Below are 12293 nucleotides of genomic sequence, written 5' to 3'. Positions count from 1 at the left end.
ACGCAGTCCGCACCTGGGCTGCTACGGGCAGCGTGGCTCAGCCGGCGTGGGCTGTGTCGGCGGGGTCCGTGGGGCGAGGGCGTCAGGCGTAGCGGCGGGTGCGGACCGAGGTGTCAGTCGGGCGACCAGCACGGCGAGCACCATGCCGCCCGCGACGGCTAGCGCTGCCCATCCCGGCAGTGCGTCGGCGTTGACGCCCCCGGCGAGCAGGGCGCTGCCCAGGGCCGATCCTGCGGCGTTGCCGAGGTACATCGCGGCCATCTGGAAGGCGATGATGGGCATGGCCTGCTCGGTGCGGTCCCGGGTGAGGGCCTGTTGCAGGACGGGCACGCTGATCCAGCCGCTCGCGCCCCACAGTGCGGTGGCGATGAGCCATGCCGCGGGGCTGTCGACGAGCCAGACGATGAGGAAGGAGGCGAGGAGAAAGGCCGGGACGACCGGCATCAGCCGTCGGGGGCCCAGCGTGTCCAGCGGTCTGCCGATCAGGCCGGAGCCGAGTACGCCGCCGATGCCCCAGGCCCATACGAGTGCGAAGCCCCAGCTTTTCAGGCCGCTTTCGTCAGCCATCGGCAGCAGGTAGGTATAGAGACCGAGGCTGGCCATCCCCAGGACGAAGGACAGTGCGATGCCGAACGCGACGCGCGGGTTCCTGAGTACGGCGCCGTTCCCGCTGCGGGAGGTGGGGAGCTGTGGCAGTGTTCCGGAGCGCAGGGCGAGGGCGAGCATGCTCAGGACGCCGATGAGCACGACGAAGGTCATCGTCCCGCGCCAACCCACCTGTTCGCCGATCAGCATGCCCAGCGGCACGCCGGCGACGGTTCCTGCGGACAGGCCGAAGGTCACCATTGCCATCGCGCGCCCGCGTTCGTGGTCGGCCACGAGGGCTCCGGCCGTCGCCGTGGCGACCGCGGTGAGCACGCCGGCCCCGGCGCCCGCCACGACGCGGGAGGACAGGAAAATGCCCAGTGTGGGTGCCAGTGCAGTGGCGAGGTTGCCGATGTTGAACGTACCGAGCGCGACCAGCAGCGCGGTGCGGGTCGATCTGCCGACCAGGACCCGGGAGAGGAATGGGCCCGCAGCCGCGTAGGCGGCGGTGAACGCGGTGACGCCCAGTCCGATCCCACCGGCCGTGGAGGCCAGGGAGTCGGCCATGTCCGGCAGGACACCGGCGAGTACGTAGGCGTCGATACCCAGGGAGACCGCGGCGATGACCAGCGGCCAGACCTTCCCGATCACGCGGCGCCCCCCTCGGCCCCGGCCACGCCTTCGTTCTCGTAACCGGCCAGCACTGTCCGCACCAGGCCGGGGAACCGGGCCTCGAGGTCCTCGGTACGCAGCCTGATCATGCACTTGCGTCCCTCGGCGCGGACAAAGACCACGCCGGATTCACGCAGCAGGCTCGTGTGGTGGGTCAGCGTCGAGCGCGGCAGGTCGGGACCGAGCTCCAGGCTGTCGACCTCCCCGCGCTTGGTGAGGATACGGACCATCGTCAGGCGCAGTGGCTCACTGAGCGCGAACAGCACGCGCGGGAGCGCGATCTCATCCGCATCGGGATGGTGGTACGTACGGGCCGCAGCCATCACGCCACTCCAATCGTCCGGGAATTCTCGCACGATAATAGTGCGGGAATTCTCGAACGATCAACCCCTGGCGGCACGGTTCCGCACTGCCGGTTCGACAGCGGGTGCCGAGCGGTTCTCGCTCCCCGGCGGTGTCCTTGTCACGTAGGGGCCGCAGACCGTGACGCTCACGGCGTTCGCCGGCGGCGGACGGTATGGCCGTGGATGGTCAGCCAGGTGCCGTCGCCGAGGGCCGGCGGGTCGAGGCAGGTTGTGCCGGGGTAGTGGAGTTCGCCCACGGGCTGGAACGAGCGGGCGTCAAGGATGAGGTGCTGGGCATCGTCGTTGTCCAGGCCGCGGAAGCCGAGGTCGGCCAACGTAGAGGTAACCGGCTCCGGGCGGTTCCTCAGCCCTCGGCGGGGACCTGAGCGGGCGTGAACCGGACCGACGGGCCGTCCGGCGGGTCCGCGTCGTCCCGTCGGCTCCGGTGACCTCAGGGCCAAGACGCCAGGGGCGGTTGCACCTCTACGCTTCTGCGTTGCCTTCGTGCTCGTGCTCGTGCTCGTAAGGAGGTGTGGGGCAGGATCCCGCGCCGCTCGCTCGAACGCCGGATGAGATGTCGCGCGAGGAGCGGCCCTTGTGGCGCCGCTGCCGGGGAATAGGGTCCCGGGTGGGCGGGTTGCCGGAACCACCGGATCCGTACGGCAGTTGGGGAGGGCCCATGGCAGTCCACGGCACGGTGGCCGCCGGTTTCGAGGGAGTGCGGGAGGAGTTCGCCGCTTTCGTCACGGGCGAGGAGCATGCGCCGGGCGCGCAGCTGGTGGTGCATCGTGGCGGCGAGCGGGTGGCGGACCTGTGGTCGGACGGGGTGACCGGCGAGTCACTGCTCGGTGTCTTCTCGTCCACCAAGGGCGCGGCGTACCTGGTGACCGCGCTCCTGGTCCAGGACGGGGTCCTGGACCTCGACCGTACGGTGGCCTCGTACTGGCCGGACTTCGCCGCAGAGGGCAAGAGCGGGATCACCCTGCGCGAGCTGCTCGCGCACCGGGCCGGGGTGATCGGCCTGGATGCCGGCTTCGCCCCGGCGGAGCTGGCGGACGACCGGGCGATAGCGGCCCGCCTGGCAGGGCAGCGCCCGTTCTGGCAGCCGGGGCGGTTCTTCGGCTACCACGGGCTGGTGATCGGCGCACTGGTCGGAGAGGTCGTGTTCCGGGCCACCGGGCGCACCCTGCGGGAGTGGTACGAGGAGCGGATCCGCGCCCCGTACAACCTCGACCTGTGGCTGGGCCTCCCGGAGGCCGAGGAGCCGCGCTTCCTCACCACCCTGCCGATGCTGCCGACGCCGGGGCAGGCGGCCGAGCTCGAGGCCGCCGCGAGCAGCCCGTACAGTCTGGGCGGCATCGCCTTCAACGAGCACGCGCCCGGCAACGTGGAGCTGTACGACTTCCCCAACTCCCGCGCCGTGCGCGCGGGCGGCCAGGCGTCGGCCGGCGGCATCGGCTCCGCGCGTGGCTTGGCCGGCATGTACGCGGCGGCCGCCTTCGGCCTGGACGGCGGGAGCCCCCTGCTGAAGCCGGACACGGCCGCCGAGTTCGCCCGGATCCACTCCGAGGGCAAGGACCTGGTGAGCGGCCAGCCGCAGGCGTTCGGCCTGGGCTTCAACACCTTCGGTGCCCGCTTCCGGTCCACGGGCGCCGGCGCCTTCGGCCACAGCGGCGCAGCGGGCTCCCTCGCCCTCGCCGATCCCCGGCAGGGCTTCGCCTACGCCTACACCCGCCGCCGTTACGTCTTCCCGGGCGGCGCCGCTCCTGAGAACGAGCGGCTGCTGTGGTCGGTGGTCCGCGCGCTCGGATGACGAAAGCGGGGCGCGGCCCGGAGATCCGGATCACGCCCCAGTCGGCCAGGGGTGTACGGCCACGGGTGCCGTCCGTGGCACGTGGACGTGCCATGCCGGATCCCGCTAATTTAGTCGATGCAAAGCTTGCATCATCGAATGGTCGGCGGAGGCAGTCCGACAACCACGTCCAGCCCGCTGCCCGAACCACGCGCCCTACGGGAGGCATCGTCATGACGACAGGAGGACAGCGGACGCCGCAGCGTCCCGGGCTTCCCCGAGGCTGGCGGCGACGAATGGCCCGTTTGCCCGTGGGGCTCTTCCGGGTGGGGCTGGGCCCGGTGTTCGGGCGACGTCTGCTGCTGCTCCATCACCAGGGCCGCAGCACCGGCCTGGACCGGACCGTGGCGCTGGAGGTCGTCGCCTACGACCGCGAGGGCGGCAGCTGGACCCTCGCGTCCGGGTTCGGGCCGAAGGCCGCCTGGTATCAGAACCTGCGCAGGACACCCAAGACCACGGTCCAGGTCGGCAACCGGCACTACGCCGTCACCGCCCACTTCCTCCGGGAGGGCGAAGGGGCCGAGGTCATGGTGCGCTACGCGGCCGGTCATCCAGGCACCGCCCGCCGCCTGTGCTCCTTCATGGGCTTCGAGGCCGACGGCAGCGTGGAGTCCTACCGGCGGGCCGGTCATGACATCCCGTTCGTGCGACTGGACGCGGAGCCGGGACAGCCCCTGCCCTGAGGCGGGGCCAGGGCAGGAGAAGGGGGAGCGGGTATGAGTGAGCCGGGTGATCACGGAGCGTCGTCCGTGCCGGACGAAGTATGGCGGAAGTTCGCCGAGGACACCGAGGGGGCGATACGCGGGTCCGCGCCCCGGGAGCCGTCCGCGCGTGAGAGGGGGTCGGGGATCCGGGTAACCGGCGAGTACGGGGCGGGGCGCGGAGCGGCGGATGAGCCGGTGCGGTGGGTAGGCGAGTGCTACGACGCTCCGCAGGGGCGCCGGACGTGGCGAGAGCTCAGCGGATGGGCCCGATTGCGTTATGTCGGCCAGGTGATCGTCACGGCTGCCGTCCTGACGGTCCTTCTCCTGACGGTGTCCCGGCGTCCCTCCGAACCGGAGCCCGGCGCCGGCCGGCCGGGTGATGTCATGCTGCAGGAACGGGAGGGCCCCGCGGACGCGGCGTACGTGCGATGAACCTGCGCCCCGGTGAAGGGCAGGCCGTGCCGTGAGCTCCCCGCGCACGGTAGAAAGGTGACATGGCTGAGCGAAGCGCCCGGAACGAGGGCATGTCCGATGTGGACGCGGTGACGCGGGCGGTGTTGACGGCGTCACGGCTTCTGGTCGCGGTGTCCGCACGTTCGCTCGCCGAGGTCGAGGACCGCGTGACTCTGCCGCAGTTCCGGATGCTGGTGGTCCTGTCCACCCGTGGGGCGACGAAGCTTGTCGCGCTCGCGGACCTGCTGGACGTGGCACCGTCGACGGCGATGCGGATGGTGGACCGGCTGATCGCCGCCGGGCTCGCGGACCGGCAGGTCAACCCGCACAACCGCCGTGAGACCTTGCTCCAGCTCACCGACGAGGGGCGTAGCACGGTCGAGGAGGTGACGGCGCGGAGACGGCAGGACATCGCCGGCATCGTGGAGCGGCTCGACCCGGTCCAGCGCCTCGATCTCGTCACCGCCTTGACCGCCTTCAACGAGGCGGGCGGGGAACCGGCCGCGCCGGTCCACGACGACGACCCCGCGCTCCATCCCTTGGGCTGGACGGATCTGCCGAAGGGGCACACAGCCTGACTTCGGCCGCGCGGAGCGCTGCCCACATCCGGGACTCACGGCGGACTCCGGCGGACCGGGTTCACGCCGCTGTGCCGCGCGCCAGCCAGTCCGCGTACCGGGTGGGAGCGAGCGAGGCGTCGCCCTTGCCCGTGAGGACGTCTCCCCGGACCACCGCGAACATGCCGGCGGTGTCGTCCGTGGTGACGGTACGGCCGTCCGGACGTGCCGCGAGCGTGATCCTTCCGAGTTCGTCGAGGGGAAAGACCTCAGGGCCCGCGATGTTGTGAATCCCCTGGAGCGGGGTGCCCACTGCGGCTTCGGCGACCGCGTCGGCGACATCCTGTGCGGCGATCGGCTGGATCGGGGTGGTGGGCAGCCGGACGGTGTCATCGTCGGCCGTCCAGCTCATGACGGCGTCGACGAACTCCATGAACTGCGTGGCGCGGACGATGGAGTACGGGATCGGTCCCGCAGCGAGAATCTCTTCCTGGAGTGCCTTCGCGCGGTAGTAGTCCAGTTCGGGTACCTGGTCCACGCCGACGATCGACAGTACGACGAAGTGGCGCACCGAGGCCTTCCGGCCGGCGTTCAGCAGGTTGTCCATCGACTGCCGGAAGAAGGCCGGTGAGGCGGCGTCGAAGGTCGGGGAGTTGGTCAGGTTGACGATGACGTCGGCGCCGGACACCGCCTTCTCCAGGCCCTCGCCGCTGATGACGTCCACGCCCGTCGACTTCGAGTGGGGCACCGCCTCGTGCCCCTCGGCGCGCAACGTCCGGACGGTCCTCGCCCCGATCAGCCCGGTACCACCGATCACCGCGATCTTCATGACAGGCCCTTCCGCCTGGGGACGTCCTTGTCCCTTGCTGCAGCTACCGGTCCACTCAAACACGCCCGTCTCCGGAGCGCATACGCTCCGAGCGCTGCGGCCCGTCAGCCGGCCGTCATGGCCGCATGGTGCTCCGCGAGACGTTCCGAGGACAGCACCCGCGGGTAGACAGCGACCTTGCCGATCCCGCCGAGGAAGAAGGAGCGCAGTGCCGCGCTTCCGATGCGCACGGGCGACGTGGTGTCGCCCGGGACGATGTCGTAGATGGACAGGACATCGCTGTCCGGGACCTCGATGTACTGGTCGCTCGTGCCGTCGAACAGGGTGCCGGGCCGCCGTTGGGCAGATGAGTGTGTCCGGGGGAGCCGTGCTAGGCCGCCGTCGCTCCGCCCGGGGACACCTCGGTGCCGGCTCCTCCGAGTCTCAGGAACAGCACCGGGTCGTCGAGAAGGATCATCTGGTCGTAGCTGCTCACGAGCACCCTCCTTGCGTTCCGGCCGCGCCGAGGTCCCGCCGGTGCGAGGTGTCCCGTACGTCGTGTCTCGCGGCGCCGCAGAAAATGGTGGCGAACCGTCTCACTCCAGGAGGCGAGGACGGTGGCGGGAACGGCGCTCGAGCGGGCACCGCGAGACGAGTTGAGTGCGCCGGAGCGTGCCCCCGCAGGGACGCGCCGGCCGACCGGGGGACACGGAGGGGCATGCGTGAGCTGCCGACTGCCGGGTAGTCGGCAGTTCACGGTATGACCGAGCGAAATGACCGAGCGAAATGACCGAGCGAAAGAAGGAGTTGTTCTTCATGTCCTCATCCCTCGTGGAAACCGTCGACATCAATGCGCCGGTCGGCGTTACCTGGGCGCTGTGGAGCGATGTGACGCAGTGGCCGAAGTTTCTGAGCCACGTGCGCCGTGTGGATCCGATGGACGAGGTCCGGTTCTCCTGGCAGCTGTCCCTGCCGGGCGCCGACAAGAGCTTCGTCGCGGAGCTCACCGAGGTCGTCCCGCAGGAACGGATCGCCTGGAAGACGATCGAAGGCGTGCACCACGCGGGCGTGGTCACCTTCCACCGGCTCGACGACACCTCCAGCCGGGTCGCCCTGCAGATCGAGTACGACCCCAGCGGATTCGTCGAGCACCTGGGTGCCCTGACCAATCTCGACTCGGCACTGGCCAACTACGACCTGGGCGAGTTCCAGAAGCTGGCCGAGTCCACCACCACGGGTGACGGCCGTTAGGGCCTCTCGTCCGGATCATGCCGGGGAAGCTGCGTGACCCCGTCGGCCCGGTGTCTCCTCCAGTGGAACGGGGGTTGTCGGCGGCGGCGGGAGCGGGTGGGATGATCCCATGAAGCAAGCGCTTTCACCGCTCTCCGCCGAACCCCTGGCACCCTTCCACCACCTCGACCACCGCTACCGCGGCGAGAACCCCGTCCGCACCCTCGGCCACCTCTTCCGGCCCGACCGCGGCCGGCTCGTCCTGGCGGCGGGCATCTTCGTCGTGAAGCACAGCCCCATCTGGCTGCTGCCGCTGATCACCGCCACGGTGCTGGACGTGGTCGTCCAGCACGGACCCGAATCGGGGATCTGGAAGTCCACCGGCGTCCTGCTGTTCATCCTCGTGATCAACTACCCGCTCCACCAGTGGTACGTGCGGCTCCTCGGCGGCAGCATCCGCCGCATGGGCACGACCCTGCGTTCGGCGCTCTGCCGCCGGATGCAGCAGCTCTCCATCGGCTATCACGCGAGGGTCAGTTCGAGCGTCCTCCAGGCCAAGGTGGTCCGTGACGTCGAGGCTGTGGAACAGATGGTCCAGCAGAGTTCCGACATGGGCCTCGGCGCCGTCGTCACACTGGTCGGCGGGCTCGTCGTCATCGGCATACGGGTGCCCGAGTTCCTGCCCCTCTTCCTCGTCGTGGTGCCCGCGGCCGGCTTCCTCGTGATGAAACTGCGCAGCCGGCTGCGCAGCCACAACGAGTCCTTCCGTCGCGAGGTCGAACACCTCTCCTCCCGTGTGGGGGAGATGACCACCCTCATCCCCATCACCCGCGCCCACGGACTTGAGCGGACCGCGCTCGGCCGGGTCGACGGTTCGCTGCGCCAGGTGTTCGCGGCCGGACTCCGCCTGGACATGATCAACGGCCGGTTCGGATCGCTGGCCTGGGTCATCCTCAACACGCTCGGTGTCCTGTGCCTTTCGGGCTCGGCCCTGGTCGCCTACCACGGCTGGATGCCCATCACCGCAGGCGACGTGGTGATGCTCAGCGCCTTCTTCACCGTGCTGACCGGTTCCGTGACGACCCTCCTCGGCCTAGCTCCCGTCCTCACCAAGGGCTTGGAGTCGGTGCGTTCGGCAGGTGAGGTGCTGCAGGCGCCCGACCTGGAGAACAACGCGGGCAAGGCGTCGGTGGAGAGCGTCGTCGGCCGTATCGACTTCGAGGACGTCGGGTTCGTGTACGAGGACGGGGAGCCGGCGGTCGACAAGTTCACCCTCTCCGCACGGCCGGGCGAGACCATCGCGCTCGTCGGAGCCTCGGGTGCCGGCAAGTCCACCGTGCTCAACCTGCTCATCGGGTTCATCAGGCCCACCTCGGGGCGCATCCTGCTCGACGGCACCGACATGGCCGGGCTCGACCTCCGGACCTACCGGCGCTTCCTCTCGGTGGTGCCCCAGGAGTCGATCCTCTTCGAAGGCAGCATCCGCGACAACGTCACGTACGGCATGGGGGACACGGACGAGGAGACGCTCGCACGCGCCCTCCGGGACGCCAACGCGCTGGAGTTCGTGAACGGTCTGCCACGCGGCCTGGACACGGTCATCGGGGAGCGCGGCGCACAGCTGTCGGGCGGTCAGAGGCAACGTCTCGCCATCGCCAGGGCGCTGATCCGCGATCCCAGGGTGCTGGTGCTCGACGAGGCGACCTCCGCGCTCGACAACCGTTCCGAGGCCCTCGTGCAGGAGGCACTCACCAGGCTCGTGCACGGCCGGACCGTCTTCGTGGTCGCCCACCGGCTCTCCACGATCCAGGGCGCCGACCGGATCGTGGCCATGGAGGGCGGCCGGATCGCCGAGGTGGGAACACACGAGGAGCTGCTGAGCGGGGGCGGTGTGTACTCCGGACTTCAGCCCGCCCGCCCTGTGTGACCGGGCTTGATAGGCAAGTCGGTACTTGCCTAAGGTGTGGTCATGGCGGAGGATGTGTTCAAGGCCCTGGCCGATCCGACCCGTCGGCGCATCCTCGACGAGCTGAGGGAACGCGACGGCCAGACCCTGTTCGAGATATGCGCGCGGCTGGTGACCAAGTACGGTCTCGGGCTGTCCCGCCAGGCGATCAGCCAGCATCTGGCCGTCCTGGAGTCCGCGGGCCTGGTCCTGGTGCGGCGCCAGGGGCGCTACAAGTTCCACGATCTGAACACCGAACCCCTTGAGCACATCGTGACCCGGTGGCTCAGGTCCGACACGCCGGAGAGCAGCGCATGAAGATCCATCTGTCCAGTGTCTTCGTCGATGACCAGGAGAAGGCGGTGCGCTTCTACACGGATGTGCTGGGCTTCGTGAAGAAGGACGATGTTCCGCTCGGTGCGGACCGATGGCTGACCGTTGTCTCGCCGGAGGACCCCGACGGGACCCAGCTGCTGCTGGAGCCCGACGGCCACCCCGCGGCCAAGCCCTACAAGGCCGCGCTGGTCAAGGACGGTATCCCGGCCACCTCCTTCGCCGTGGAAGACGTGCACGCCGAGTTCGACCGGCTGTGCGGGCTCGGGGTGCGCTTCACCCAGGACCCGCTGGAGATGGGCCCGGTCACCACGGCGGTCCTGGACGACACCTGCGGCAACCTGATCCAGATCGTGCACAGCGAGAGCGAGTAGGAGCCCGGCGGCGGGCCGCGTGGGCGGTCGGACCGCCCGGGCCCGCCGAGGCGCGCGTACGAAGGAGCGGGGAGCCCGGAACGCCGGGGGCTCCCCGCTCCTTCGTGCGCGCCGGTTCCGCGCGCCCGTGCAATTCGTGCGTACGGCCGACGCGCGGCACTCTGTGCGGAGTGGGTGCTGGAGGGATTCGGCTGTCCGTGCGAGTCGTCATACCAGAGCGGGACGCCTGGCGGGCAACTTCGACAACTGCACGTCGCGCACGGGCGATTGACGACTACCGTGTGTGTCCGGTGATCAACGGTGGGCTCATATCGGTCGAGCCTGCCCCAGCCGTTGGCCCGGGCCTGACCGACCACCGTAGGTGTCACCACACGAATGCCGATTCCTGGTGCCCCACGTACCGAGGACGATGATGTCTCAACTTCGCGCACCCACCGCGCGACCGGAACGCCGCGAAGGCGGACGGCACGGCCGTCCGGGTGGCCGTTCGCACTCGGCGACGAGCCGGCCGCGCGCCGCGCAGCCCGCCTCGGACGGCCGGCTGCGACCACAGCTGCTGCGCACCGCCCTCCTGCCGACCGTGGCCGCCCTCCTCAGCGGAGCCGCAGCCGTCATCTTCACCCTCCGTTCCTCCGGGGTGCGCCCGTCAGGCAGTCTCCTGGCGGCGCTCGGCGGATCCGGGGCACTGGCCGTGGCGGCCGTGGCGGCGGCCTTCCTCGGCGCCGGCCGTGTCGCCACCGGCGTGCTCGACCGCGCCCTGGCGCTGCGGCGCACCGGCGCGCAGCACCAGGCCGAGCTCCAGCGCGTCGTGGAACAGCTGCGCGACGGCGAACCCCTGGCCGCCCGCCGTCCGACGCCGGCCGCCGCCGACGACGCGGACGCCTTCGACCTTCTCGCCCAGGAGATGGGCCGCTCGCAGGACGAGGCGGTGGCGGCCGTCATCGAGGCCTCGCAGCTGTTCCGCGGCAACGGGAACGAACAGAAGGTGGAGGTCTTCGTCAACCTGGCGCGGCGGCTGCAGTCCCTCGTGCACCGGGAGATCCAGATCCTCGACGAGCTGGAGCACGAGGTCGAGGACCCCGACCTGCTCAAGGGGCTCTTCCATGTGGACCATCTCGCCACCCGCATCCGCCGGCACGCCGAGAACCTCGCGGTCCTCGGCGGCGCCGTCTCGCGGCGGCAGTGGAGCAACCCCGTGACCATGACCGAAGTGCTGCGCTCGGCGATCGCCGAGGTCGAGCAGTACCCACGGGTCAAGCTTGTCCCGCCGATCGACGGCACCCTGCGCGGACACGCCGTCGCCGACGTGATCCACCTCCTCGCCGAACTCGTCGAGAACGCCACTGTGTTCTCCGCCCCGCACACCCAGGTCCTGCTGCGCGCCCAGCGCGTCACCGCCGGGCTCGCCCTGGAGGTGGAGGACCGGGGGCTCGGTATGCCCGGCCCCGAGCAGAAGCGGATGAACACCCTGCTCGCCGACCCGGACCAGGTCAACGTCGCCCATCTGCTGCAGGACGGGAGGATCGGGCTGTTCGTGGTCGCCTCCCTGGCCCGCAGACACGGCATCGCCGTACGACTGCAGAGCAACATTTACGGGGGCACGCAGGCGGTACTCGTGCTGCCCGAGATCCTCCTGGGCATCGACATCGATGCCACGACGGCACCCGACGCGGTCCTGTCACCCGGGGCGGGCGAACCGTCGCAGGCAGCCGCGCAGCGGGCGGCGGTCCAGCCCCCGCTGCGGTTGGACCGGCCCCCCGGGCAGGACCGGCTCCAGGGGGAGGGGCCGCCGCTGCCGCTGCGTGCCGAGCGGGTCGACCGGCCGAACCTCGCGGCGCCCCCGGCGGGCGTCCGGTCCGCCGAGACGTCCGCCCCCGCCCCGTCGGCCGGCCCCGCCGCGTCGCCTTTGTCCGCCCCGCCGGTCGTGCCCGCCCCGTCCGCCGGCCTTGATCCGCCGGTCGCGCCCGCCGGGTCCGTCGCATTCGTACGGTCCGCCATGGACGCCACCGCCCCTGTCGAGGCGCCCCAGGCAGACGGCGCGGGCCCCGGCCGTCCGCAGCTCCCCAGGCGCAGCAACCAGGAGCATCTGGTCCCGCAGCTCAGGGACGCCCCGGTCCCGCGCACCGAGGACGAGAACGCCCTGCACGACCCCGGTCTGATGGCGGCCTTCCGGCGCGGGGTCGACCTCGCCGAGGCCCAGACCGCCGAGGAGCCGGAGACGGCGGACGCGGACGGCGCACCGGCCGCCGGGCCCGCCGCCCCCGGTCCCGCCGTGACCGTCGGGGCGCAGCGGTCCCACGGCCTCGCCCCGCTGCCGTTCCGCGCCCCCACGACCACAGCGACAACCGGTGCCGAGCGGATGGACCCGGATCACCGGGGACCGCGGACGCCCGAACCGGATCCACGAACCGAGAACATGTTCAAGGAGTAGATGCA

At 70.7% G+C, this 12293-nt stretch carries 14 protein-coding genes; 9 read left to right on the top strand and 5 right to left on the bottom strand.

The genetic code is table 11. The features are described 5' to 3' along the window. Positions 1 to 21: 21 nt before the first annotated feature. The 3 genes from ACIREO_RS08280 to ACIREO_RS08270 all read right to left on the bottom strand — a co-directional run bounded on the left by ACIREO_RS08280 (position 22) and on the right by ACIREO_RS08270 (position 1936). Positions 22 to 1236, bottom strand: coding sequence for an MFS transporter (locus ACIREO_RS08280; RefSeq protein WP_404106571.1), 1215 nt, complete (start codon positions 1234 to 1236; stop codon positions 22 to 24). Continuing rightward, the gene (locus ACIREO_RS08275) at positions 1233 to 1580 is read right to left on the bottom strand and encodes an ArsR/SmtB family transcription factor (RefSeq protein ID WP_404106570.1); all 348 of its coding nucleotides are present in this window, start codon (positions 1578 to 1580) and stop codon (positions 1233 to 1235) included. Before ACIREO_RS08275 ends, ACIREO_RS08280 begins: the two co-directional genes overlap by 4 nt. A gap of 167 nt (positions 1581 to 1747) precedes the next feature. Further along, positions 1748 to 1936 carry a hypothetical protein gene (locus ACIREO_RS08270; protein WP_404106569.1) on the bottom strand — a complete coding sequence of 63 codons (189 nt, stop codon included), beginning with the start codon at positions 1934 to 1936 and terminating at the stop codon, positions 1748 to 1750. 344 nt (positions 1937 to 2280) lie between these two features. Between ACIREO_RS08270 and ACIREO_RS08265 the strand changes: the two genes are divergently transcribed. The 4 genes from ACIREO_RS08265 (at position 2281) to ACIREO_RS08250 (ending at position 5188) form a co-directional block, all read left to right on the top strand. Beyond that, entirely contained in the window at positions 2281 to 3414 is a 1134-nt protein-coding gene (locus ACIREO_RS08265; protein ID WP_404106568.1) for a serine hydrolase domain-containing protein, read from the top strand. 275 nt (positions 3415 to 3689) lie between these two features. Further along, positions 3690 to 4136, top strand: coding sequence for a nitroreductase family deazaflavin-dependent oxidoreductase (locus ACIREO_RS08260; protein WP_404106567.1), 447 nt, complete (start codon positions 3690 to 3692; stop codon positions 4134 to 4136). A 66-nt stretch (positions 4137 to 4202) separates the two neighbouring features. Further along, positions 4203 to 4589 (top strand): hypothetical protein, encoded by a 387-nt coding sequence (locus ACIREO_RS08255; protein ID WP_404106566.1) that lies wholly within the window; start codon positions 4203 to 4205, stop codon positions 4587 to 4589. Positions 4590 to 4651: 62 nt separating this feature from the next. After that, the gene (locus tag ACIREO_RS08250) at positions 4652 to 5188 is read left to right on the top strand and encodes a MarR family winged helix-turn-helix transcriptional regulator (RefSeq protein ID WP_404106564.1); all 537 of its coding nucleotides are present in this window, start codon (positions 4652 to 4654) and stop codon (positions 5186 to 5188) included. A 61-nt stretch (positions 5189 to 5249) separates the two neighbouring features. On the opposite strand, the gene ACIREO_RS08245 is transcribed toward ACIREO_RS08250, so the two are convergent. Together ACIREO_RS08245 and ACIREO_RS08240 are read right to left on the bottom strand one after the other, a co-directional pair. Further along, positions 5250 to 5996 (bottom strand): SDR family oxidoreductase, encoded by a 747-nt coding sequence (locus tag ACIREO_RS08245; protein ID WP_404106562.1) that lies wholly within the window; start codon positions 5994 to 5996, stop codon positions 5250 to 5252. 104 nt (positions 5997 to 6100) lie between these two features. Further along, entirely contained in the window at positions 6101 to 6226 is a 126-nt protein-coding gene (locus ACIREO_RS08240) for a hypothetical protein (protein WP_404106561.1), read from the bottom strand. A 565-nt stretch (positions 6227 to 6791) separates the two neighbouring features. Between ACIREO_RS08240 and ACIREO_RS08235 the strand changes: the two genes are divergently transcribed. The 5 genes from ACIREO_RS08235 (at position 6792) to ACIREO_RS08215 (ending at position 12288) form a co-directional block, all read left to right on the top strand. Further along, positions 6792 to 7226, top strand: a complete 435-nt coding sequence (locus ACIREO_RS08235; RefSeq protein WP_404106559.1) for an SRPBCC family protein — start codon at positions 6792 to 6794, stop codon at positions 7224 to 7226. Between the two features lie 109 nt (positions 7227 to 7335). Continuing rightward, on the top strand, positions 7336 to 9132 hold the full coding sequence (locus tag ACIREO_RS08230; protein WP_404106557.1) for an ABC transporter ATP-binding protein: 1797 nt from the start codon (positions 7336 to 7338) through the stop codon (positions 9130 to 9132). Between the two features lie 42 nt (positions 9133 to 9174). Continuing rightward, on the top strand, positions 9175 to 9468 hold the full coding sequence (locus tag ACIREO_RS08225; protein ID WP_404106555.1) for an ArsR/SmtB family transcription factor: 294 nt from the start codon (positions 9175 to 9177) through the stop codon (positions 9466 to 9468). Continuing rightward, entirely contained in the window at positions 9465 to 9857 is a 393-nt protein-coding gene (locus ACIREO_RS08220) for a VOC family protein (RefSeq protein ID WP_404106553.1), read from the top strand. Before ACIREO_RS08225 ends, ACIREO_RS08220 begins: the two co-directional genes overlap by 4 nt. Before the next feature lie 412 nt (positions 9858 to 10269). Next, on the top strand, positions 10270 to 12288 hold the full coding sequence (locus ACIREO_RS08215) for an ATP-binding protein (protein WP_404106551.1): 2019 nt from the start codon (positions 10270 to 10272) through the stop codon (positions 12286 to 12288). Positions 12289 to 12293 lie beyond the last annotated feature (5 nt).

Source organism: Streptomyces sp. NPDC102441 (assembly GCF_044765585.1).
Lineage (GTDB): Bacteria > Actinomycetota > Actinomycetes > Streptomycetales > Streptomycetaceae > Streptomyces.
The sequence above is the reverse complement of the archived record's forward strand: the minus strand, read 5'-3'. Positions and strand labels throughout refer to the sequence as shown.

Coding starts and splice junctions, on each gene's coding strand:
- ACIREO_RS08225 (WP_404106555.1), top strand. CDS start 9,175: ATGGCGGAGGATGTGTTCAAGGCCCTGGCCGATCCGACCCGTCGGCGC.
- ACIREO_RS08215 (WP_404106551.1), top strand. CDS start 10,270: ATGTCTCAACTTCGCGCACCCACCGCGCGACCGGAACGCCGCGAAGGC.
- ACIREO_RS08250 (WP_404106564.1), top strand. CDS start 4,652: ATGGCTGAGCGAAGCGCCCGGAACGAGGGCATGTCCGATGTGGACGCG.
- ACIREO_RS08275 (WP_404106570.1), bottom strand. CDS start 1,580: ATGGCTGCGGCCCGTACGTACCACCATCCCGATGCGGATGAGATCGCG.
- ACIREO_RS08265 (WP_404106568.1), top strand. CDS start 2,281: ATGGCAGTCCACGGCACGGTGGCCGCCGGTTTCGAGGGAGTGCGGGAG.
- ACIREO_RS08245 (WP_404106562.1), bottom strand. CDS start 5,996: ATGAAGATCGCGGTGATCGGTGGTACCGGGCTGATCGGGGCGAGGACC.
- ACIREO_RS08260 (WP_404106567.1), top strand. CDS start 3,690: ATGGCCCGTTTGCCCGTGGGGCTCTTCCGGGTGGGGCTGGGCCCGGTG.
- ACIREO_RS08235 (WP_404106559.1), top strand. CDS start 6,792: ATGTCCTCATCCCTCGTGGAAACCGTCGACATCAATGCGCCGGTCGGC.
- ACIREO_RS08220 (WP_404106553.1), top strand. CDS start 9,465: ATGAAGATCCATCTGTCCAGTGTCTTCGTCGATGACCAGGAGAAGGCG.
- ACIREO_RS08230 (WP_404106557.1), top strand. CDS start 7,336: ATGAAGCAAGCGCTTTCACCGCTCTCCGCCGAACCCCTGGCACCCTTC.